At 30.6% G+C, this 23,201-nt stretch carries 17 protein-coding genes and 1 other RNA gene; 10 read left to right on the top strand and 8 right to left on the bottom strand.

The annotated features are described in order from the left end of the window. Positions 1-125: 125 nt before the first annotated feature. Both ssrA and FBE87_RS06960 read right to left on the bottom strand, forming a co-directional pair. Positions 126-484, bottom strand: a transfer-messenger RNA (tmRNA) gene (ssrA, locus tag FBE87_RS06955). Then, positions 485-895, bottom strand: a complete 411-nt coding sequence (locus FBE87_RS06960; RefSeq protein ID WP_002783915.1) for a hypothetical protein — start codon at positions 893-895, stop codon at positions 485-487. A gap of 90 nt (positions 896-985) precedes the next feature. On the opposite strand from FBE87_RS06960, the gene ruvB reads away from it, so the two are divergent. Together ruvB and FBE87_RS06970 are read left to right on the top strand one after the other, a co-directional pair. Further along, the gene (gene ruvB, locus FBE87_RS06965; protein WP_057096971.1) at positions 986-1,993 is read left to right on the top strand and encodes a Holliday junction branch migration DNA helicase RuvB; all 1,008 of its coding nucleotides are present in this window, start codon (positions 986-988) and stop codon (positions 1,991-1,993) included. Positions 1,994-1,996: 3 nt separating this feature from the next. After that, a complete protein-coding gene (locus FBE87_RS06970) occupies positions 1,997-3,040 on the top strand; it encodes an AI-2E family transporter (protein WP_002862038.1) in 1,044 nt (347 codons plus the stop codon). 29 nt (positions 3,041-3,069) lie between these two features. Here FBE87_RS06970 and fumC read toward each other — a convergent pair whose 3' ends face one another. The 4 genes from fumC to FBE87_RS06990 are packed head-to-tail and all read right to left on the bottom strand — an operon-like array spanning position 3,070 to position 11,794. After that, the gene (gene fumC, locus FBE87_RS06975) at positions 3,070-4,461 is read right to left on the bottom strand and encodes a class II fumarate hydratase (protein ID WP_002874443.1); all 1,392 of its coding nucleotides are present in this window, start codon (positions 4,459-4,461) and stop codon (positions 3,070-3,072) included. Between the two features lie 55 nt (positions 4,462-4,516). Beyond that, a complete protein-coding gene (locus FBE87_RS06980; protein WP_100621849.1) occupies positions 4,517-7,642 on the bottom strand; it encodes a S8 family serine peptidase in 3,126 nt (1,041 codons plus the stop codon). A 2-nt stretch (positions 7,643-7,644) separates the two neighbouring features. Further along, a complete protein-coding gene (gene glmS / locus FBE87_RS06985) occupies positions 7,645-9,441 on the bottom strand; it encodes a glutamine--fructose-6-phosphate transaminase (isomerizing) (RefSeq protein WP_100616564.1) in 1,797 nt (598 codons plus the stop codon). A 4-nt stretch (positions 9,442-9,445) separates the two neighbouring features. Continuing rightward, positions 9,446-11,794: a nucleotidyltransferase gene (locus FBE87_RS06990; RefSeq protein WP_100616563.1), complete on the bottom strand. Its 2,349-nt coding sequence runs from the start codon at positions 11,792-11,794 to the stop codon at positions 9,446-9,448. A 143-nt stretch (positions 11,795-11,937) separates the two neighbouring features. Between FBE87_RS06990 and mqnE the strand changes: the two genes are divergently transcribed. The 6 genes from mqnE to FBE87_RS07020 are packed head-to-tail and all read left to right on the top strand — an operon-like array spanning position 11,938 to position 18,581. After that, complete coding sequence (gene mqnE, locus FBE87_RS06995; RefSeq protein WP_002856525.1) at positions 11,938-13,002, top strand: aminofutalosine synthase MqnE; 1,065 nt, start codon at positions 11,938-11,940, stop codon at positions 13,000-13,002. 9 nt (positions 13,003-13,011) lie between these two features. Then, complete coding sequence (locus FBE87_RS07000; RefSeq protein ID WP_100626305.1) at positions 13,012-14,331, top strand: NCS2 family permease; 1,320 nt, start codon at positions 13,012-13,014, stop codon at positions 14,329-14,331. Between the two features lie 13 nt (positions 14,332-14,344). Next, the gene (locus FBE87_RS07005) at positions 14,345-14,788 is read left to right on the top strand and encodes a phosphoribosyltransferase family protein (RefSeq protein WP_002852389.1); all 444 of its coding nucleotides are present in this window, start codon (positions 14,345-14,347) and stop codon (positions 14,786-14,788) included. A 44-nt stretch (positions 14,789-14,832) separates the two neighbouring features. Beyond that, positions 14,833-15,531, top strand: coding sequence for a VacJ family lipoprotein (locus tag FBE87_RS07010; RefSeq protein ID WP_002855971.1), 699 nt, complete (start codon positions 14,833-14,835; stop codon positions 15,529-15,531). Between the two features lie 9 nt (positions 15,532-15,540). Beyond that, positions 15,541-16,110 carry a phospholipid-binding protein MlaC gene (locus tag FBE87_RS07015; RefSeq protein ID WP_002856450.1) on the top strand — a complete coding sequence of 190 codons (570 nt, stop codon included), beginning with the start codon at positions 15,541-15,543 and terminating at the stop codon, positions 16,108-16,110. Then, complete coding sequence (locus FBE87_RS07020) at positions 16,110-18,581, top strand: RND family transporter (RefSeq protein ID WP_002856338.1); 2,472 nt, start codon at positions 16,110-16,112, stop codon at positions 18,579-18,581. Before FBE87_RS07015 ends, FBE87_RS07020 begins: the two co-directional genes overlap by 1 nt. A gap of 30 nt (positions 18,582-18,611) precedes the next feature. On the opposite strand, the gene rdgB is transcribed toward FBE87_RS07020, so the two are convergent. Continuing rightward, positions 18,612-19,214: an RdgB/HAM1 family non-canonical purine NTP pyrophosphatase gene (gene rdgB / locus FBE87_RS07025; RefSeq protein ID WP_002868469.1), complete on the bottom strand. Its 603-nt coding sequence runs from the start codon at positions 19,212-19,214 to the stop codon at positions 18,612-18,614. A gap of 166 nt (positions 19,215-19,380) precedes the next feature. On the opposite strand from rdgB, the gene FBE87_RS07030 reads away from it, so the two are divergent. Together FBE87_RS07030 and FBE87_RS07035 are read left to right on the top strand one after the other, a co-directional pair. Continuing rightward, positions 19,381-20,676, top strand: coding sequence for an MFS transporter (locus FBE87_RS07030; RefSeq protein WP_002856075.1), 1,296 nt, complete (start codon positions 19,381-19,383; stop codon positions 20,674-20,676). After that, positions 20,673-21,482, top strand: coding sequence for an alpha/beta hydrolase (locus tag FBE87_RS07035; RefSeq protein ID WP_002855690.1), 810 nt, complete (start codon positions 20,673-20,675; stop codon positions 21,480-21,482). Before FBE87_RS07030 ends, FBE87_RS07035 begins: the two co-directional genes overlap by 4 nt. On the opposite strand, the gene FBE87_RS07040 is transcribed toward FBE87_RS07035, so the two are convergent. Next, positions 21,475-23,136 carry a 4Fe-4S dicluster domain-containing protein gene (locus tag FBE87_RS07040; protein WP_002856509.1) on the bottom strand — a complete coding sequence of 554 codons (1,662 nt, stop codon included), beginning with the start codon at positions 23,134-23,136 and terminating at the stop codon, positions 21,475-21,477. The two genes, FBE87_RS07035 and FBE87_RS07040, sit on opposite strands and share 8 nt — an antisense overlap. Between the last annotated feature and the right edge of the window lie 65 nt (positions 23,137-23,201).

The raw sequence follows: 23,201 nt of genomic DNA on the forward strand, positions 1-23,201 counted from the left end.
ATTTTTAATGAAAAATTATAAAACCTAATATATCAAAGTTTTAAGGGTAATAAATCGTTCTTAACTTCATATAAAAAATTCTAAAAATTTGAAATAAACTTATGATTTACTTAAAATTAGCGTGATGGTGGAAGCGAGGGGAATCGAACCCCTGTCCAAAAATAATCCCACAAAGACCTCTACATGCTTAGCAAAGATGACTACTTCACCCTACTTCGCTCATCTTCCAAAACTCAAAAGCAAGGCTAAGACTTTATTTCACCTCAACGCTTGTCAAACGCAAGGCTACACTATCAAAGATGACCGAAAATTAAGCTAGATAGTATGACTTAAATTTCAGGCTCAACTGAACTTACGCAGCTTTAGCGTAAGCAGGAGCGAATTTAACGTTGTTTGCGTTTAATTTTATTTGGGCTTTTTACGCTTTGCCCAAAGCGACATGCCATCTAAGCAGACTTACTCCTGTCGAAGCCAAGTCGCTCCCTTATTTAGAAATAATATTTGGAACATTAACAATTAAAGGATTAAAAACCGCTAAAACAGAATCATCATTTTCATATGAACGACAATATTTTTCAAACTGATCACTCATCAAAAGCATCCAATCCGTAAATTCATCACTAGCAGGCCCATTAAAGCGATTTGCTTGCGCCATCATCTCTTCACAAAATACACAAAAATCAGTCACTTCTTCAAGATTTAAGCGTCTTGCTGCCCAAGCGGTATTGTGTGCTAAAGTTTCAAGCTCTTTTATGGCTTCTTTATAACGCACGCTATCGCTTCCAAGCTTGATGATTAAAGGTTCAAACCTATCGCACATGGTTCTAAAAAATTGTAAAAATTTTTCTATATCGTCAATTTCATAATCTAATTCTAATTTTGTTAAAATTCCCATTTTTAAACCATAATCATTAAAGTTTAATGTAAATTCTAGCAAATTTTAGCTAAAATCTTATTTTAATTTTTCCAAAATATAAGCAAAGATATGGATAGAATAGTAGAAATAGAAAAATACTCCTTTGATGAAACTTACGAAACTTCGTTGCGTCCTTCAAATTTTGATGGTTATATAGGTCAAGAAAGCATTAAAAAAAATTTAAATATCTTTATAGCTGCAGCCAAAAAACGCAATGAATGTTTAGATCATATACTTTTTAGTGGTCCTGCAGGACTTGGAAAAACAACACTAGCTAATATCATCTCCTATGAAATGGGTGCAAATATCAAAACAACCGCCGCTCCTATGATAGAAAAAAGCGGAGATTTAGCCGCTATTTTAACCAATCTTAGCGAAGGAGATATACTTTTTATCGATGAAATTCATCGCTTAAGTCCTACTATCGAAGAAGTGCTTTACCCTGCAATGGAGGATTACCGCCTTGATATTATCATAGGTAGTGGTCCAGCTGCTCAAACCATAAAAATCGATTTACCAAAATTTACTCTTATAGGGGCTACAACGCGTGCAGGTATGCTTAGCAATCCTTTACGTGATCGTTTTGGTATGCAATTTAGATTAGAATTTTACAAAGATAGCGAACTTGCCCTAATCTTGCAAAAAGCAGCTTTAAAACTTAATAAAACTTGCGAAGAAAAAGCCGCACTTGAGATCGCTAAAAGAAGTCGTTCAACTCCTAGAATAGCTCTAAGGCTTTTAAAAAGAGTTAGAGATTTTGCCGATGTTAATGATGAAGAGATTATCACAGAAAAAAGAGCTAATGAGGCCTTAAATTCTTTAGGAGTTAATGAGCTTGGTTTTGATGCGATGGATTTAAGATATCTTGAACTTTTAACCGCTGCCAAACAAAAACCTATCGGACTTGCAAGTATTGCTGCGGCTTTAAGTGAAGATGAAAATACCATAGAAGATGTAATCGAGCCTTATTTATTAGCTAATGGCTATATAGAACGCACTGCAAAAGGGCGTATAGCAAGTGCAAAAAGTTATAGTGCTTTAAAACTAAACTATGAAAAAACTTTATTTGAGGAGTAAATTTTGCAAAATGGAAAATTCTTTCTTATAAGCTTTATTTTAGTCATTTTATTTCTTTTACTTTACCTTTTTAAAGGTTTTTTACTTGTAATTATCATAGCTAGTTTAATGGCGGTAGCTACCTCAAACATCAATGCGAAATTTTTAAATCTTACTAAAGGGCATAAATTTTTAGCTTCCATTCTTACAACAACTTGTATGGTTTTGCTTTTCTTTGCACCTTTTGTTTATGCTATGATAGAACTTGCCAAAGCTTTAAAGAATTTTGATATTAATTTAGTTACACAAACACTTGATTATGTCAAAAATTATCAATTTACCTTGCCTGAAAGCTTTAATTTTTTAGAACCTAAAATCAAAGAATTTTTAGCTTCTATAGATTTAAATAGCATTTCTAAACAAATTCTAAGTTATGCTTCAAGTTTTACAAAATCAGGAGCTAAATTTCTTATAGATATGGTTTTAATTTGCGTATTTTATTTCTTTGCAAATCTATATGGAACAGAACTTGTTATCTATCTTAAATCCATCATTCCTATTGATAAAAAAGAACTCGATGATGTTTTAAGCGAAGTGGGTAATGTTATGGCTGTTGTGCTTTACTCTATGGTAATTGTAGCAATATTTCAAGGTGCACTTTTTGGTTTAATCACAATGTTTTATGGTTATGATGGAATTTTAATGGGAGTAATTTTTGCTGTAAGTTCTCTCATACCTGCTATAGGAGGAGCTTTAATTTATGTGCCTGTAAGTCTTTATGAATTTGCCTCAAACAATCTTAACTCAGCTCTTGTTATTTTTATTTATTCTGTAATTGTAATTTCTTTTATAGCAGATACTTTAATCAAACCTTTAATCATCAAATGGATCAACAAAAAACTTGTAAAAACTCCCACTAAAATCAACGAACTTTTAATTTTCTTGGCCATGATAGCAGGAATTTCAACCTTTGGTTTTTGGGGTATTATACTAGGTCCTGCGATTTTAACTTTTTTTGTATCAACTTTAAGAATGTATGTGATTTTAAAAGATAAGAATTTAATTTAACTTGCCTTAAAAAAGGCAAGTTTTATGTTCTAGGCTTTTGAGCCTATCATTTTAGTAGGATCAACAAATTTATTGAAATCTTCTTCACTAACCAAACCAAGCTCCATTGCGCTTTCTTTTAAAGAAATACCTTTTTTATGAGCATTTTTGGCCACTTTAGCAGCGTTTTCATAACCTATGTATGGGTTTAGAGCGGTAACTAGCATTAAAGAATTATGAAGATTATGATCGATTTTTGCACGATTTGGTTCTATGCCTACAGCACAATGGATATTGAATGAATGCATAGAATCAGCCAACAAATCAAGACTTTGCAAGAAATTATAAATAATCACAGGCTTAAACACATTAAGTTCAAAATTTCCTTGACTTGCTGCAAATCCGATAGCTACATCATTTCCCATCACTTGTACAGCAACCATAGTAACAGCTTCACACTGGGTAGGATTTACCTTACCTGGCATAATCGAACTTCCTGGCTCATTTTCAGGAATGATAAGCTCACCAAGACCACATCTTGGACCCGAAGCTAACCATCTTATATCATTTGCAATTTTCATTAAATTTGCAGCCAAACCTTTCATAGCTCCATGAGTAAAATTAATCGCATCATGACTTGTTAAAGCATGAAATTTATTTGGACTTGAAATAAATTTTGTACCTATAAGTTGAGTTAGCTCTTCACTTACTTTTTGGCTTAATTCTGGATGTGCATTAAGCCCTGTTCCCACTGCGGTTCCTCCTATGGCAAGTTCTCTTAAAGTTGGTAAAGAAGCGATGATTTGCTCTTTTGAATGTAAAAGCATAGAAAGATATCCACTAAATTCTTGCGCTAGAGTAAGTGGAGTAGCATCTTGTAAATGCGTGCGTCCTATCTTGATAATACCATCAAATTCTTTTACTTTTTTTTCAAAAGTTGCAATAAGCTCATCAAGCGCAGGGATAAGCTTTTTCTCTACTTGCTCAACCGCAACGATACTCATAGCTGTTGGAAAAGTATCATTTGAACTTTGACTCATATTAACATGATCATTTGGATGTACAAGCTTTTCTTTGCGAAAATCCCCGCCCATGATTTCAGTGGCACGATTTGCAATAACTTCATTCATATTCATATTGCTTTGTGTGCCTGAACCTGTTTGCCAAATCGCAAGTGGAAAATTATCATCAAATTTACCTGCGATAATCTCATCGCAAGCTTGAACTATAGCATTTTTCTTAGCATCATCAAGTTTGCCAAGTTTGTTATTGACCAAAGCTAAAGATTTTTTAAGATTTGCAAAAGCATAGATTAAAACCTTTGGCATTTTCTCGCAACCGATTTTGAAATTTTCAAAACTTCTTTCAGTTTGAGCTCCCCAATATTTGTCATTTGGAACCTTAACTTCACCCATGGTATCATGTTCAACTCTGTATTCCATAATTTTTTCCTTTGATTAAAATTTTATTTATTATAAGCTAAAAAAATAAATACTTTCAAAAACGTTTTCCCACTGAACTCATTAAATGCAATTCATAGGCATTATGAGAAAATCTATTCATTAACATAAACTGCCAAAATACATTGTTTTTATATAAAAATTCTGAATTAAAACCTTGACTTAAAATATTATCTTTTAATTTATATTTTTGAATAAAAGCAATAGGAAAATCAACAAAACTAGCCTTATTTTCTAAAGTTCTTCCATAAATTCTTTTTTCAAAAATTACAAAAGTAGAAAAAGAAGCTTGATAATCATCTTGCTCTATATTTTTAGCAAGATTAAAACCTAAATTTGCATTTATGCTATGATGTTTTAAACTTTCATAATTTTTAGCAAAAGGACTTTTATTTTCTTTAAAATCTTCTTGATAAAAAAAACTATGTGTAAAATACATTAAAGGATTAAAAATAAAATCTTGACCTAAAATAATATCTTTAGTTACACCAAGCTGGGCTGAAGTTTGCAATGTTTTATATTTGCCTTCAATTGGCTGCTCTACTACAAAACGATTAAGAGTATTAAATCCTACACCTATACCTAATCCACTTAATATTTTTATAAAATCTAAATCATGGTTATAATTAAGCAATAAATCCATGTTATAACTCTTCAAATCACTACCATTATTAAAATTAAATTTAGCGCTAGAAAGAGATAAAGCATAAGCTAAAAAGCCTGATGAGAAATTTTCTCCTAAAGAGATATTAGCACCTGTTTTTTGACCTGAAAAATCTTTATCTTTATAGTATTTATAACTTGGAATAAGATGCCAAAAATATTCTTCATTGCTAAAAATTCTAGGTAAATAAGTACTAGCAAGTAAGATATTATTGTTTTGTGCAAAATTATTAATATTAAGAGGATGAAGGGTAAATAACATATTATTTTGCATTAAATTAGATTGATTATGATTACTAAAAGTGCTTAAATACCCTGAACCTTCTATTCTATTTAATTTAGTCTTTACATCTATTCCATTATCTAAAGAAGCAAAAAATTCCTGATAAGTCTGACTCAAGTCTGCCCTAGATCGCAATTGTCTTAAAGCATTTCCCAAGCTTGTATTAGGAATTTCGTAAGCATTTGGCTTTAAATTAGGTTTTATTAAGGTTTTATTAATACTCACTAAATCATCACTTAAAACAAAATCAAAATTTAAAGCATAGGTATTTTGTATCAAAACATGATTAAAAGATGATAAACTTTTTTCCAAATCTCCTAAATTAATTTTCACTGGCTTATTTAAGATATAGTATTTAGGTAAAGGAATATATTCTAAATTCCCGCTCTTAATATCATAAGTTTTTGCAATCAGTTTAGAATTTTTATAATTACCAAAATCAAGTTGCAATTTAGAGTCAACTCCTTCTTGGGTATAAGTTCCTTGCACGGTTAAATCATTCAAATCTTCATTTCCAGGTCTAACTATGCCTTTATTGTTTAAATTTTGCCCTACAATACCATTACCGCTTAATATTGCTTTTTGTTCTACATAAGCATTATTTTTAACTTTTCCTTTAAGCTTTAATTCTCCTTGTTTGATTAAAGTTGCACCCTCATAAGTATTTTGACCACTGATAATCAAAATACCTTCGCCTTCTTTAGATAATCCTATGTTAAGATTAGCTAAATGTGTAGGTTTATTAATAGCACTTGATAAATGAGTACTTTCATCCCATTTTCTTTGACTAATATCATTAGAAAATTCAGCATCATAACCTGCAGTGTTTATAGTATAATAAGCTGTATTAGGTTCTTGCTCATATTTTAATACATCCTGATCACTGAGTCTGTTTGCATCTAAAATACTCAGTCCTTTTAACGCCTTTTGTGCATCTAAAATTCCTTGTCCAAATAATTCTTCTTTCTCAACTCTAACTACTCCATTAATAGAACTAATAGTGGAAGTATTAAGTTTTTGTGACTGCGCACTATCTCTATTATCCCAAATATAATCACTATAATCAATCCATTGTCCATTAACTTGAACTTGTATTCCATTGTAAAGCTGTTTTAAATCCCGTTTTATTTCATCTTCTATCCCAGGTGGATCTTGCGAAATATACACAATAAGAAATTTAGGTTGATTTGTTCCATCGGTTACTTGTTTAACAGTAAATTTTGGAGCCTTATAATTTTTATTTGCTGTACTTAATAGTATATCAGCAATTTGCTTACCATCCAAAAAGGGGAAATTTTGCTTGACCAGTGCCGCTGTTCCACTTACCATAGGTGCTGCCATAGAAGTTCCACTTTTTTTTGTAAACTTATCATTAGTGCTTGAATCAACATTATTAATATTTACTCCAGCAGCAACTAAAGAAAAATTCGTAGCTCCCTTAAAACCATTACTAAAATCAGCCAAACCTTGACTTTTAATTATTAAAGTCCCATCTGATTCTAAAGTAATCTCATTTGCATCCAAAGCTCCAACAGCCAACCAAGCTCTTAAAGATTCATCATAACTTGGTAAAATCGCATGCAAAGCAGGGCTAAGAATTCCTTCATTACCAGCAGCAAATACATTTAATACTCCCTTGTCCTTGCTAAGCCTCATCATATCATTAGCAACCTTATCTGCTTTCATAACATATTCCAAAGGAGTATTACAGATATTATAGCTTGTCCCTTGATTAGTTTGAGTACAATCTACTAATCCAGAATTTGAAGCCTTAAGATTAAAATAAGGATAAAAATTAATACCCCAGCTATTATTAATAATACTCACATCTTTGAAAAAATTATAAATATCAGGAATTTGAGTGTAAGAGCCATTTGGAAACACCCCAGCTCCATAAAATTTTGCCCCATAAGCCACTCCATAAGGTTTGCTATCGCCTATCTTTGCTCCAACAGCTATACCTGCTACATGACTTCCGTGTGTTGATTTTTTCAAATCAGGTATAAGCTGTTTCCCAGCTGTATCAGTAGGATAAGTAGACTTTAAAATCTTATCCTTTAAACTAGTATGATCTTGATTAAAAGCATCATCGGCTACACCTATTATAATAGTATCTCCACTATACCCTAGCTTATGTACTTTATCAATATGATGAAGTTCAAATTCGCTTAAAGCAAAAAGTTTACAAACTAAAGTTAAACAAAAAAATTTTTTCATTTCTATTCTACCGTTACGCTTTTAGCCAAATTTCTTGGCATATCCACATCATTGCCAAGTCTTATGGAAATTTCCATCGCCAAAAGTTGAGTAATGACCATCATTTCAAAAAATTCACACATATAATGATCTTGCTCATTGGTTTTTATAAAATCATCACTTAAATCAAATTCTAAAGGTGAAATGCTAAGCACTGTAGAATCCCTAGCAATAAGCTCTTCAACATTTGATTTTGTTTTTTCATAAAGCATGTGCTTTGGCATTAAAGCTATAGTATAAAGCTTAGAATCAGCCAAAGCAATAGGGCCATGTTTCATCTCTCCTGCAGGATAACCCTCAGCGTGAAGATAAGATAATTCTTTAAGTTTCAAAGCTCCTTCTAAAGCCAAAGGATAAAACACATCTCTGCCTATAAAGAAAAAGCCATGTCCATCTAAATAACGCTTGGATAAACGATGAATTTTTTCATGTAAAGCCTGTTTTACACTCACGCAATTTGGAGTATGCAAAAGTGCTTTAATTTCAGCAGAAACATTTAAATTTCTTTTTTGTGCCATAAAAATAGCAAGCATCCAAAGTGTTAAAACCTGAGTAGCAAAAGCTTTAGTTGAAGCAACTCCTTTTTCTATGCCCGCACGAGTTAAAAGACTTAGATGTGCTAAACGCACTATATTAGAATTATCCACATTGCAAATTGCAAAAGTCTTAGCACCCTGCTCTTTTGCAATCTTTAAAGCCTCTAAAGTGTCTGCTGTTTCTCCACTTTGAGAAATAACGATAAATAAAGAATCTTTTTTTATAATTGCTTCACGGTATCGAAATTCACTTGCAATTTCTACTTTAGCTTTAACTTTAGCAATTCTTTCAAACAAATAAGCACTTGCCATTGCAGCATGATAGCTTGTTCCACAAGCACAAAGCGTGATTTCATCTACTTGACTTAAATCTTCATTGTTTAGCTCATCAAAAATGACTTCATCGCCTTGAATACGCCCCATTAAAACTTCACTCATCACGCGACTTTGTTCATAAATTTCTTTTTCCATAAAAAAACGAAAGCCGTCTTTTTTTGCATAAGCCTTATCGCCTGAAAGCTTAGAAAAACAAAGTGATTTTAAAATATCATTTTCATAAACGACAAGCTCATCTTTACTCGCGTATCCCAAGCTTAAATCTTCAAGATACATTACCTCATCACAACTTCCTATCAAAGGCGCATCACCTGAAGAAAAATACCATTCTTTATTTGCATTTTTACCGATAATCAAAGGAGCAGCATTTTTTGCAAAATACACATGATTGGGATCTTTTTTTGTTACTAACAAAGTAGCAAAAGCACCGCGAAGTTCTTTGATGGTTTTTTGCCAAGCTTCAAAAACTCCCAAATTTCTTGCATAAAATTCAAAAAGCTGAACAATCACTTCTGTATCGGTTTGACTTAAAAAACTCACGCCTTCTTTTTCAAGTTTATCTTTGATTTCTTTATAATTTTCTATAATACCATTGTGAATCACACAAGAATACTGTCCTAAATGAGGATGTGCGTTGATTTCAGTAGGCTTACCATGAGTTGCCCATCTTGTATGACCTATAGCAAAACCATAACCTTGACTTTCAAAATCCGTGCATTTATTCGCCAAATTTTCAAGCTTTCCTACAGCTTTAAAAAAACTGAGCTCTCCTTCTTGCATCACTGCCATACCCGCACTATCATAGCCACGATATTCCAATTCTTTAAGTCCATTTAGTATAATTTGTTTTTTTTCATTATTTCCTATATAACCTACGATTCCACACATTTTTTTACTCACTTATTAATAAATTAACTAACTTTTGCTCGCTATGTTCTAATTTTTCATTCTTTTGAAAAATAAAAATATTACGCGTCCTTTGTCTTATGGTTTGAATTTTTGCTGCACATAAAACAAGTTCAAGTTCATTAAAAACATTCATCAAATACGCCATTAAACCCTGCTGATCTTTGGTATTAAGACCTAATTTGGCATACATTTTAGAATAGTTTAAGTCTAATTTTAACTCATCTTTTTTAATGATTGGCTTTTTAATTTTTTTCAAATTAAAACCAGAAAGATTTGAATTTAAAAGCTCGCAAAGTTTTAGTTTTTGCTCATCACTGATAATATTATCATATTCAAATCTTAAATAAATTTTATTATCAAAAAGTTCAAAAAAATTCATGAAAATAAGATTTAAATTTGTTAAAGAACTTAAAATAATGGCAATATTAAAATGAAGTGGTGCAACAATTTGCAAACTAAGATTTGTTTCATTATTAAACCAAAATTTAAAATCATTTTCTTTGGCTAATTTAGAAATCATAACAATATCTTCAAAAGTATTTTTTATAATAAAAAGATTTGATTTGATATGTATGATTTTATCTTGCAAAATTTCATCTTGCTCTAAAAAAATCTTACTTCTTTTAAGTGTTAATTCTTTTTTTACTCTTCTTGCGCTTTCTTCAAGTAGATTTTCATCTTCAAAACCTTGTTTTGCATTTTCTAAAAGTTTATCAAGAACTCTAAAATAAAAAGCATTATAATTTAAAGCCTTAGCCTTTAGCCAAGTTAAAGTATATAAAAGCTCTAAATTTTCTAAATTTTCTAGCTTAGAAACCAAGCTACTTACAACAATAGGATTGTATATATCTTCTTTTTCTACAAGATCTTTTAAGGCATTATTGTTTTTAAATATCTTAAGACCCCATTCTAAAATTTCATTCTTTAAATTAAATTTAGAGCAATACGCTCTATATATGCCTGCTAAAGAAATTTCATTTTCACTTTCTATAGCGCTTAAAAGTATCACAAGCTTTAAAATCATTTTTTCATCGGTTTTAAGTTTTTGGAGTATCTCAAGCTCATCTTCGTATTTTTCAAATTCACTTAACATAAGAAAAACTTGCTCATCAAAACTATAATTTCCTTCTTCATCGCTTAAAAAACGAACTGTCCAAAAAGGCTTACATAAATCTTTTAAAATTCCACTATCAAGCAAAAGTTTTAAAACACAAAAACTATGCCTTTTATAAAAAATTTTCTCAAAAAGTATTAAAGCTTTTTCTATATCTTTTTTACCGTATTTCAATCTTCTTAGGGCAAAAACCAAGTTAAGATCGAAAATAACATGTTTATCTTCAAGTTTTAATAAGTATTCTAAAACTTCCACAAGAGTTTTAAATTTATATTCTTGTTTAAGAGTATGATTTAATCCATCTTGAATTTGCTTTGCTAAAAAGTGTGTATAAAAACCTATAGTATGCATACTTTGCAAAGCCTTTTGAACCAACAACTCATTTGCTCCAAAATGTTTTTTAGCTTTTTTATACATTAATTCACTCAAATCATGAACATTAATAAGTAAAAACTCATCTTCATCTTTAGCACTTAATAAATTCATCGCTGATTTTAAAGAAAGTAAAAAATCTCCAGCTAAACGCAACTCGCTTAAATTTTTTTCATCTATAAAATTTAAAGCATAATTTTTTGGAGAAGTCTTAAAAAGAACAAGCAAACTCTCTAAGGATCTTAAATGATTTAATCCGCCAAAATCTTTTAAGATATTAAATTCTTGCTTTATAAATGGAATGTCAAATTCTTTAAAATTTTCTAGCAAAAGCTTGGCAAAATCATTTTTATTTTCTTTTAAAATACTCTCAAATTTTATCTTAATCCTTTTAAATAAAATCCTAGAACCACATATGAAACGAGTTTGTATTATAGAAGTCTTAAGCTCATTGCTAGCATTATAAAGTCCATTAAATTCTAAGATAACCGAATCAATTTGCAAATGCGCATCATTTAAAATTTCGATAAAAGCCTTAATCATAGGTTTTAAATGAAAAGCCTTAATATCTTTATAAACAAAAATCAAAGAAATACTTTCATTAAAACAAAGACTATTATTTGCATATGCTTTGCTTGCTAAAACACAAAAAGGGATATTATCACTTGGAGGTGAAAAATCATCAAAATAATCTTTAAGAACTATATCATAAGCTTTTTTTATGAAATTATCCATATTTTTAGAATGATATAAGCTAAACGCCCCTTGCTTAAGAAAAAATTTTCTACAACTTTGGGTATAGGAACTAAGATTTTTTTTAAAAATTTCTAATTCTTTATTTAACAAAATTTCTACTCTCTTTAAAATTTTAATATTTTAATAATAATCTTAACAAAAATATCTTTTATTTTGGCTTTTTCTATAAACTCTTTTTCAGTAAGCAAAAATTATAATGCTTTATTTAAAAACAGCAAAAGAGTAAAATTAAAATGAAAAATTTAATCACCAAACTAGAAAATGAAGAAAGATTAAACCAAGAAGAAGCCAATGCACTTTGGGATCTAGATCTTTTTACCTTAGGCAAATACGCTCACAAAAAACGCACTAAACTTCATGGAAAAAAAGTCTATTTTAATATCAATCGCCATATCAACCCAACTAATATCTGTGCAGATACCTGTAAATTTTGCGCCTTTTCAGCGCACCGAAAAAATCCTAATCCTTATTTGATGACTCATGAAGAAATCATGAAAATCGTCGATGAAACTGTAAAACGAGAAACCAAAGAAGTGCATATCGTTTCAGCTCACAACAAAGATACAACTTGGCAATGGTATTTAGAAATTTTTAAAATGATAAAAGAAAAATATCCTAATCTTCATGTAAAAGCTATGACTGCTGCTGAAATTGATTTTTTACATCGTCGTTTTAAAATGAGTTATGAAGAAGTGATAGAAAAAATGCTTGAATACGGCGTTGATTCCATGCCAGGCGGTGGAGCTGAAATTTTTGATGAAGAAGTGCGTAAGAAAATTTGTCATGGAAAAGTTAGCAGTGAAAATTGGCTTAAAATTCATAAACTTTGGCATGAAAAAAGCAAGCAAAGTAATGCTACCATGCTTTTTGGACATATAGAAGAAAGACATCACAGGATCGATCATATGTTAAGACTGCGTGATCTTCAAGATCAAACCGGTGGATTTAATGCTTTTATCCCTCTAGTTTGGCAAAGGGATAATAGCTTTATACAAACTGATAAAATCATGGATAGTGAAGAAATTTTAAAAACCATTGCCATTTCTCGTTTAGTGCTTGATAATATCAAAAATATCAAAGCTTACTGGGCAACAATGACTTTAAATTTAGCCATGGTAGCACAAGAATTTGGAGCTAATGATTTAGACGGCACTATAGAAAAAGAAAGTATACAAAGTGCAGGTGGTGCAAAGTCCGCCAAAGGCACAAGTTTAAAAACTTTTATCGATATGATAAAAACTTCAAATCTTATTCCTGTAGAACGCGATAGTTTATACAATGAGCTAAAAACCTACTAAGGAGAAAAAATGAGCTTTTTTAAACTCAAAGAAAACAATACGAGTTTTAAAACCGAAGTTATAGCAGGACTTACTACTTTTTTAGCTATGGTTTACATTATCCCCGTAAATTCTAGCATAGTAGGAAATACAGGAATGCCTATAGAGGCTTTAATCACCGCAACAGCTTTAATTACTATAGTTGCAAGTGCTTTTAATGCTTTTTTTGCCAATACTCCTGTAGCTATGAGTGTAGGAATGGGTTTAAATGCTTATTTTACCTTTGCGGTTTGTTTAGGTCAAAACATAGCTTGGCAAAGTGCCTTAGGAGCTGTTTTTATTTCAAGTATTATTTTTCTCATACTTTCTTTTACGCATTTTCGCCTTTGGGTAATCCGCAATATCCCAAAAGATTTACGCCTTGCAATTTGTGCGGGCATAGGTTGTTTTATTGCATTTTTAGGCTTAAGTCAAATGGGTGCGATAATGCATAATAAAGATACCTTAGTCAGCATAGGAAATTTCAAAAGCCCTCATGTGCTTTTTGGAATTTTCACTCTAGCTTTAATCATCTTTTTTTGGGCTATAAAACTTCGCGGAGCTTTTATTTTGGGGGTATTAGCAAGCTCTATTATTGCTTGGATTTTCCATTTAGACAATGCAAGTTTTCCTGTGCAAATCTTTTCTTGGCCAAATTTTAGCATGGAAAATGGTTTAGGAGCCATCTTTTTACAACTTGATATCAAAAGCGCCTTAAATATTACTATGATACCCATAATTCTTACTTTTTTTATCACTCAACTTTTTGATAGCATAGGAACTATCACAGGTGTGGGTGAAAGAGGAAAGATTTTTGATGATCCCAAAAATGGAGAAAAAAAACTAAGCAAAACCTTAATGGCAGATGCAACAGGATCAGCCTTAGGAGCTATGACAGGCACTTCTACAGTTACAGCCTTTGTTGAAAGCACTACAGGGGTTGAAAGCGGAGGAAGAACTGGGCTTACAGCTTTAGTTGTAGCTATTTGTTTTGCTTTTACACTTTTTTTACTGCCACTTTTTAAAGCCATTCCTGCAAACGCAATATACCCCGTACTTGTAATGGTTGGAATTTTAATGTTTATGGAAGTTAAAAATATAGATTTTAAAGATAGTGCTATAGCTGTAGCAAGCTTTTTTACTATTATCATGATGCCTTTTACTTACTCCATCACCACAGGTTTTGCTTTTGGTTTTCTTTCTTATTTACTTGTAAGAATTTTTAAACGCGAATGGGATAAAATCAATCTTGGCATTATAGTTTTAAGTTTATTATCTTTGGGTAATTTTTTACTTATGGCACTACAATAAATAAGGATATATAATGATATTTTACTCCTATGAAGAATTTAAAGAAGATGTAAAAATTCTTGCTAAAGAAATTAAAGAAGATTTTAACCCTGATGCACTTTTAGCTATAGCAAGAGGGGGGATGAGTTTAGGACACTCTTTAGCAGTGGCTTTAAAAACGCGTCAACTTTTTGCTTTAAACTCAATTCATTACGATAATACGAAAAAACTTGATACTATTGAAATTTTTAACATTCCCGATTTAAGCAAGCACAAAAAAATTCTACTCATTGATGATATAGTAGATAGTGGAGAAAGTTTAGCAGAAATAAAAAAAGTTTTGCTTGAAAAATTTCCTCATATAGAACTTAAAATTACAACCATTTTTTACAAAAAAACCGCTCTTTTAGAGCCTGATTTTAAAGTAAAAGAAGCTACTGAATGGGTGGATTTTTACTGGGATATAAATCTTGATTAAAAATTTGCTATAATTTTACTTTTAAAATTTTTAGGAGTTTTTGCTTGAGAATAAAATTTATATCTTTTATTTTAATTTTTTTTGCTATTTTTGCTTTTGCTAAAGAACAAAATTTAGATGATTTTGAACAAGAATACCAAAACTATCAAGTAAACGATCCACTTTCAGGATATAACAAAGCTATGACAAGTTTTAATGTGGCTTTGTATGATTATGGTTTGCGTCCCGTTCTTAAGGGCTATAACACTATCACTCCTGAATTTATAAGATTAGGGGTAAGAAATTTCTTTGATAATTTACTTGTTCCTTTGCGTTTTGTAGGCAATATTTTGCAGTTTAAATTTGAAGAAGCGGGAGAAGAATTTAAAAGATTTACCACCAATACCATTATGGGCTTTGGTGGACTTATGGATGTGGCATCAAAAATGGGTCTTAAAAAACATCCCGCGGACTTAGGAACCGTTTTGGCTCACTGGGGTGTAGGAAGCGGTTTTCATATTGTCTTACCTATACTCGGCCCTAGTAATCTTAGAGATACTCTTGCTTTACCTGCAACTTGGTATGCAAGTTTTACTGCTTACATTGATCCTACTTGGGCAAGTATAGCTATAAGTGCTTATGGATTTGGTAATGAACTTAGTTTTAGACTTGATGAAATTGATGAAATTTATCACAACACGCCTAATTTATATCCATTCTTGCGTGATGCTTACGAGCAAAGACGCAATGAACTTAGCAAATAAAGGAAAATAATGAAAAAAATATTTTTAATCTTGGCTTTATTTTTTAATGCTTTTGCCTTACAGCTAGATGAAATTTCTAGTACTATGCAAAAAAACATTGATGCAAGCTTAAAACTTTTACAAGATAGCAAAGAAGACAAAAAACAAGCTGCTGATGGAATTTTTAAACTTTTTGATAGCATAATAGATTATAAACTCATGGCAAAACTCAGTCTTTCGAAAAATTATTCTAAATTAAATCCAAAAGAACAAGAAAAATTTACCACAGCCTTTGAAGCAAGTCTTAAAAAAAGTTTTACCGATAAACTCAGTCTTTATAAAGATCAGGTTTTAAAGGTCAAAAATGGTGAGTTAAAAAATGAAAAACGCTATTTTTTAACCACTTCTATGGTAGTAGATGGGGAAGAAAAAAATATCATTTTCAAATTTTACAATGATAATAACAACTGGCTTGTTTATGATGTGGATGTTTTAGGTGTGAGTATAGTACAAACTTATAGATCACAATTTGGAGATATTTTAGCCAACCAAGGCTTTGATGCCCTACTTCAAAAACTTGAGAGTATTGTCATAGAATAATGTTTGCAAAGCTTTTAAAGTTTTTTATTTCTCGTCCAAAAAGTACTTTTTTTGGAACCTTGTTTATATGCCTGTTTTTAAGCTTTTTTGCTTTTAAGCTTAGCGTAGATGCAAGTGCTGAAAGTTTACTTTTAGAAGATGATGCAGATTTAAAAACTTTTAGAGAAATTTCAAAACATTATAAAAGTGATAATTTTTTACTTTTAGCCTTCAAACCCTATGATGAAAAACCTTTTTCAAATGAAAATTTAGCCAAATTAAAAAAACTTCATGAAGAATTAGAAAAGGCCCCTTTAGTAGAGCGCGTTTTTAGCATCATCAATGCCCCTTTGCTTCAAAGTTCACAAAATACGGATTTAAAAGAACTGTTAAAAAATATCCCAAACATAGAAAGCCAAGATACAAACCGCACAAAAGCCCGAAATGAAATTTTAAATAGTCCCTTTTATAAAAATAATATCATCTCAAAAGATGGAAAAGTAACAGGGCTTATTATTTACTTAAAGCCTGATACAGTTTATAATGATCTTGTAGAAAAACGCGATCTTGCTACCGATGAAAAAGAAAAAGATCAAATTCGTCTTGCTATAAAAAAACATCAAGACAAGCAAAAAGTTATCACGAAACAAAGTCTAGATACTATTAAAAGCATAGTTCGAAATTATGAAAAAAATAAAGATACGCTCTACCTTGGTGGCGTAAGCATGATCGCTGATGATATGATAGCTTATATAAAATCTGATCTTGTACTCTATGGTGTTTCTCTTGTATTTTTACTAGGATTTGCACTTTATTATTTTTTCCGTTCATGGCGCTTTGTTTTTTTACCTCTTTTTATTTGTTTTATAAGCTTAAGTGCAGCTAGTGGAGTTTTTGCACTTTTAAATTTTCAAATCACAGTTATTTCATCAAATTACATTGCTTTGGTTTTAATTATCACCTTAAGTGTAGTTGTTCATTTGATCACGCATTTTATCGAAAATACCCAAAATCATCCCAAAGCTAAAGTTGAGCGCATAGTGCTTGAAACCTTACTAGCCAAAGCAAATCCTAGCCTTTATGCCATTGTTACAACGATGATAGGATTTTTTTCTTTAATGCTTTCAAATATCGAACCTATCATAAAACTTGGTATTATGATGAGTATAGGTATAGGTTTAGCTCTTATCTTTAGTTATTTATTTTTAGCAAGTATCTTAGTTCTTTTAAAACCAAAAAACTATCATAAAAAAGAGTTTAAATTTAATCTTTTAGCCTTTTGTGCTAAAACCGCTCTTGATCCTAAAAAGCGTCGCATGATTTATGGAATTTCAGTTCTTGCTATAATCTTAGCTTTAATAGGCATTTCAAAACTCAGAGTTGAAAATTCTTTTGTCAATTATTTCAAAGATGGCAGTGAAATCAAAAAAGGACTTTTGGTTATTGATAAAAATCTAGGTGGAACCTTGCCTTTAGAAGTCATCATTCGTTTTCCAAATAATAAAAACGATCAAAATACAAGCAATACTCTTGATAGTTTTGAAAGCGAATTTGAAAATTTAGCCACACAAGAAACTTATTGGTTTGACTCTAAAAAAACACGCATTGCAAAAAAAGTTCATGAATTTTTAGAAAATAAAGAATTTGTAGGCTCGATTTTAAGTCTTAATAGTCTTTTAACCCTAGGGAAAAATATCAACGATGGAAAAGAGTTAGATGATTTTGCTCTTGCGTTTTTAAATGAGAATTTACCTGCTAAATTTAAACAAGACTTGCTTTCACCTTTTGTAAGCATAGAAAATAACGAGTTAAGATTTAGTATGCGTATTGTTGATTCTGATCCGAATTTAAGACGTAATGAGTTTTTAATAGATCTTAAAAAACAGCTCAACGAGCTTGTAAAAAATGATGGAGTAGAAGTTCAAATCACAGGCATAATGGTGCTTTATAATAATATGCTCCAAAGTCTTTTTTCATCGCAATTTGATACTCTTATATTTGTAATTTTAGCTATTTTTATACTTTTTATCATTGTTTTTAGAGATTTAAAATTTTCAGTTGCGGCTATATTGGTAAATGTTATTCCTTTAAGTGTGGTTTTTGCTCTTATGGGGCTTTTAGGTATTCCTTTGGATATGATGAGTATTACTATAGCTGCTATTGCTATAGGTATAGGCGTTGATGATGCTATACATTATATTTATCGTTTTAGGGAAGAAATTAAAAACAAAAGCCTAGAAGAAGCCATTATGATTTCTCACCTTAGTATAGGTTCGGCACTTTATTATACCACAATTAGCATAGTTTTAGGTTTTAGTGTTATGATGAGTAGCAATTTTATTCCAACAATTTATTTTGGAATTTTAACCGTTTTTGTAATGATTTTGCTTTTAAGTGGAAGTTTGTTCTTATTACCAAGCTTTTTAATCACTATTTATTCTAAGAAAACCAAGTTTCCAAACCAACATAAAGAGCATATATTAAAACAATAATAGCTATATATTTTAAAAAATTTTTCATTTTTATCCTTTATTTAAAATCTTTAAAATGATTTTTGCAAGCTCTAAAGCTTTAAAACGATGAGAGATATTATTCTTCTCATCCACGCTAAGTTGGGCTAAGGTTTTATCAAAACCCTTTGGAATAAAAAGGCTATCATAACCAAAACCATTTTCACCTTTTTCTGTATCTATTACTTTTCCATGCATGGTTCCATGCGTACTAAATTCCCCCATCAAACCTACCATAGCAATAGCAGCAACATAATGCGCCTTACTTTGTTTAAAACCTTTTTTTACCATTTCATTGACAAGTTTATCACGGTTACTTTTATCATCGCCCTTACCGCTAAATCGAGCAGAATAAATTCCTGGATTTCCTTCTAAAACATCTACACAAATGCCACTATCATCACTTAAAACAATAAAGTCTTTTTTTTGCTTTTCATCTAAAGCATTAAAAACCGCTCTTGCTTTAATCAAGGCGTTTTCTTTAAAAGTTTTTCCATTTTCTTCAATCTCAAAAGGCATTAAAACTTCATCAAAAGCATAAATTTCAAAATCTTTTAAAATTTCTTTAAGTTCTAAAACTTTATGTTTATTGCTCGTAGCTAGGATAATCTTCATAACAAAAGCTCCAAAATAATATCAAAAACAAAAATATGATTTTATAAAATTTATCCTTGTGCGTAGCTTTTAAATATCAAATGATAAAACGATGTTAATCAATGCTTAATCCATTTCATAGTAAAATTATCCTAATTTAAATTTCAAATTTAATAGGAAATTGATAATGCTAAACAATGTCTTACCCTTATCTTTCATAGTTGGAACAAGATTTTTTGGGCTTTTTATAGTTTTGCCAGTTTTAAGTCTTTATGCTTTAAAACTTGAAGGTGCTAATGAATTTTTAGTGGGACTTTTAGTTGGTGTTTACGCCTTAACCCAAATGATTTTACAAATGCCTTTTGGGATTTTAAGTGATAAAATTGGTCGTAAAAAAACCATGCTCATTGGACTGATTATTTTTATAATAGGCTCTTTAATCTGCTCTTTTGCGGAAAATATTTACACCATGCTTTTAGGGAGAATGCTCCAAGGTGCAGGAGCTATTGGAGCAGTAGCTACGGCAATGATAAGTGATTTTATCACAGAAGAAAATCGTGGTAAAGCCATGGCGGTAATGGGTTCTTTTATAGGACTTAGTTTTGCAGCCTCTATGGTCATTTCTCCTCTAATGAGTGCAAAATGGGGTTTATCTAGCCTTTTTGATCTTAGTGCGGCTTTGTCTCTTTTATGTATAATTTTACTGTATACCGTTGTACCTAAAGAAAATAAAATCACTCATGAAAATGAAAAAACTCCTTTTTTTCATCTTATTAAACAAAAAAATTTAGCCCTTATGAATCTTACTAATTTCATGCAAAAAATGCTTATGAGTATAGCATTTTTAAGTATTCCTATTATTCTAGTAAAACATTTAGGCTTTGCTTCTGATAAACTTTGGATTGTTTATAGCGCTTCTATGGTAGCAGGTTTTATCGCTATGGGCTTTGCTGGAAGTTTAGGCGAAAAAAGAGGTTTAGCTAAACAAATTTTACTCTTAGGAATTGTTTTTTTCATACTTTCTTATCTTTTTTTTGCTTTTAGTAATTCTATTGATTTTTTTATCATAGCAGTTGTGATTTTTTTTATAGGTTTTAATTTACACGAACCTATTATGCAAAGTTGTGCATCAAAATTTTGTAAAGTTCATGAAAAAGGTGCAGCATTAGGGTTATTTAATGCTTTTGGATATGGTGGAAGTTTTATAGGTGGTATTATCGGAGGGATATTTTTACATCTAGATACCTTAAATCTTTTAGCTATTATTTTAGTAATTTTAGCTCTAATTTGGCTTGTGGCATTATTTTTCTTAAAAAATCCAGCTGATTTTAAAAACCTTTATCTACCTTTAGAAACGCCTTTAAATTTCAGTACTTTTGGTGAAAATTTAGGGGTTGTAGATATTTATAAAAACTCTAAAAATCTTGTTGTTAAATTTGATAGCAAACTTACAAGTAAAGAAGAATTAGAAGGCAAATTATGAAAAAAATATTATTTTTATTCTGTTCTTTTTTTCTAGCTTTTGCAAAACCAAGTCTAGAGATACCCAAGCTCTCAAAACAAGCAAAACAAAACTTTATTTTAGAAAATGTCAAATTTAATTATAATGGCACAATATATAAAATTTTTATAGCTAAAAACAAGAATGAAAACTCAAATTATAAATATAAAATCATTTATTTACTCGATGGAAATGCCTTTTTTCCTCTTTTTTTAAATCTTTTCAACACTCCTGTCAAAGAAAATCTTTTAATTATTGGAATAGGTTATGATAATAATTTAGCTTTTGATACACAAAAACGCACTAAAGATTATACGCCTACAACAAATTTAAATAAACAAGGTGGAGGTAGTAAAGAATTTAGAAATTTCTTAATAACCCAACTCATCCCTTATATCAACAAAATGTATCCTATTGATTTTAGCCATCAAATTCTCTTTGGACATTCTTTTGGAGGACTTTTTGCCATTGATACACTTCTTTATGATAGTAAGATTTTTAGTCATTATTTTATTATTTCACCTTCTTTATGGTGGGATAATAGTGAGTTTTTACCTAATATCATAAAATTACAAACTTGCCCTAAAATTTACATCGGATTAGGTTCATTGGAAACAAATTCAAGTATTATCAAAGGTGTAGCTAAGCTCAATGCTCAAAAACTTAGCGAAAAAATATCCAAAGAAACTAATTGTAAAACTCATTTTAAACTTTTTAAAAATGAAACTCATGGAAGTGTCATATCTAAAGCTATGCTGTGGATGAAAAAGCTTCTTGATCTTAATTAATCATTGCTTTTATCATCACTTTTGCCTTGCAATCTGCACAGCAATAAAGTGTTTTGATTTTATTCTCATCATTACCAAATTTAGGCTTCATTAAATTGGCTATTTTTTCTACAGCTTTTTTGGTCGCAAATTCTTTACCGCATTCTATACAGGAAAAAAGCTCATCTTTTGCCATGGTTTGATATTCAAAATAAGAAGCTCTAAACTCCATTCCACTACGAAATAATTTTAAAGTATCTTTTTCAGCACAACTTAACTCACAATACCCACAAGTCGTACAAAGAGAAGCATTGAATTTCAAAGCATTTTCTTGTTTATCAGCGATTAAAGCTCCTACATTACAGGCACCCACACAAGAAAGACAAAGCGTACAGGTATTAGGATTGATTTCTACCTTACCATAACGCAACCATTCGCCACTTTCTATACTACCAAAATCTTCATTTTTTATCATTTCTTGCATTCTTTTGGCAAAATTTTCTCTTGTAGTTAAGGTGTTATTATGAAAATCATATTTTAAATCTTGTATGAATTCTTGCTCTTTTAAAACATTTTGCAATTCTTTTTCATCTTTAGCAACAAAAATAGCTTTTTTTTGAAATTTTCTCTCAAAAAAAGTATTTAAAAGCATAATGGCTTCATTGCTACCACGAGATACAAAGTCCGTATAAAAAACCAAATTTGCACCACTATTTTGCAAAAGTGTTAAAAAATGCATAGAAGAAAGCCATTTTTCACCCTCTATCATAAAGGGTAAAACATCTTTTGGTAAAGCAAGATTTAAATTTTCTAAAGACATTTTTTTAGGAATGATTAAAATTTTTTTATCTTTATAAAACTCACAAAGGGTAAAAAAACTTTCTCTTGGCATAGGAGCATAATCAAGCGATCCGCTAGGACACACACTAATACATCCTCCACAACCCAAACAATCCACTTGAGAAAATTCTAAATGCTTTTTTTCATCATCTTTTAAAATCGCCACAGTAGGACAAATTTCAGCACATTTTGCACAATGCTCACTGCGTCTTTCATGGTATTGACACACGCTAGCATTATAGCTAATATAAGTTTTATAAGGATATTTTGGACTTTTGCTTTGCAAAAACTCTAACAATGCTTCAAGATTTTCAAAATTTAAAAGATTATAACATCCACTTTGTCTTGTAAAATCTTTACGCACAACGCTTAAATTTTCAGCTTTAAAAAGTAAAAAATCAAAATCTATTTCCACTTCTTCGCCTTGATTTTTAACCACAGCACAAAGCTCCCCCACACTTCCAAAAACAGCTAAAATTTCTGCACTACTTAAAGCAATAACCTTAAATCCATGTTCTTTTAAAAACTCTACAGTTTGAGTATCACTATCTGCCAAAATCAAACGATTTTGCACTTCTTTGCTTTGTTCTAAATCAAGCCCTAAATCATAAACGCTAGCCCTTGCTTCATAAAGCGTTAAAACATTTTTACTTTGCTCTAAAATTTCATCTTGAGAATTTTTAAGATAAAAGTTAATCTCAGGGGCATAAATTTGTGCTTTTTGATTTTTATCATTGCAAATTAATGCTTCTTTATCATTTGCCTGATCTAAAATTTCAATAGCATCAGGCAAAGGGATTAAAACATCATTTTTTATATAAACAAAATCTTGCATTGTCTTCCTTAATCTCTTTAAAACATCATTTTATAAATTCTATGTTAAAATAACCAAATATTTTC

The sequence above is a fragment of the Campylobacter sp. CFSAN093246 genome (genome assembly GCF_012889415.1).
GTDB lineage: Bacteria > Campylobacterota > Campylobacteria > Campylobacterales > Campylobacteraceae > Campylobacter_D > Campylobacter_D jejuni.

Bases quoted from the DNA above. Each gene is read 5' to 3' on its own strand.
- FBE87_RS07030 (WP_002856075.1), top strand. From the start codon at position 19,381: ATGCTAAACAATGTCTTACCCTTATCTTTCATAGTTGGAACAAGATTT.
- FBE87_RS06960 (WP_002783915.1), bottom strand. From the start codon at position 895: ATGGGAATTTTAACAAAATTAGAATTAGATTATGAAATTGACGATATA.
- glmS (WP_100616564.1), bottom strand. From the start codon at position 9,441: ATGTGTGGAATCGTAGGTTATATAGGAAATAATGAAAAAAAACAAATT.
- FBE87_RS07020 (WP_002856338.1), top strand. From the start codon at position 16,110: ATGTTTGCAAAGCTTTTAAAGTTTTTTATTTCTCGTCCAAAAAGTACT.
- FBE87_RS07015 (WP_002856450.1), top strand. From the start codon at position 15,541: ATGAAAAAAATATTTTTAATCTTGGCTTTATTTTTTAATGCTTTTGCC.
- fumC (WP_002874443.1), bottom strand. From the start codon at position 4,461: ATGGAATACAGAGTTGAACATGATACCATGGGTGAAGTTAAGGTTCCA.
- mqnE (WP_002856525.1), top strand. From the start codon at position 11,938: ATGAAAAATTTAATCACCAAACTAGAAAATGAAGAAAGATTAAACCAA.
- FBE87_RS07040 (WP_002856509.1), bottom strand. From the start codon at position 23,136: ATGCAAGATTTTGTTTATATAAAAAATGATGTTTTAATCCCTTTGCCT.
- FBE87_RS07000 (WP_100626305.1), top strand. From the start codon at position 13,012: ATGAGCTTTTTTAAACTCAAAGAAAACAATACGAGTTTTAAAACCGAA.
- FBE87_RS07035 (WP_002855690.1), top strand. From the start codon at position 20,673: ATGAAAAAAATATTATTTTTATTCTGTTCTTTTTTTCTAGCTTTTGCA.
- rdgB (WP_002868469.1), bottom strand. From the start codon at position 19,214: ATGAAGATTATCCTAGCTACGAGCAATAAACATAAAGTTTTAGAACTT.
- FBE87_RS06980 (WP_100621849.1), bottom strand. From the start codon at position 7,642: ATGAAAAAATTTTTTTGTTTAACTTTAGTTTGTAAACTTTTTGCTTTA.
- FBE87_RS07005 (WP_002852389.1), top strand. From the start codon at position 14,345: ATGATATTTTACTCCTATGAAGAATTTAAAGAAGATGTAAAAATTCTT.
- ruvB (WP_057096971.1), top strand. From the start codon at position 986: ATGGATAGAATAGTAGAAATAGAAAAATACTCCTTTGATGAAACTTAC.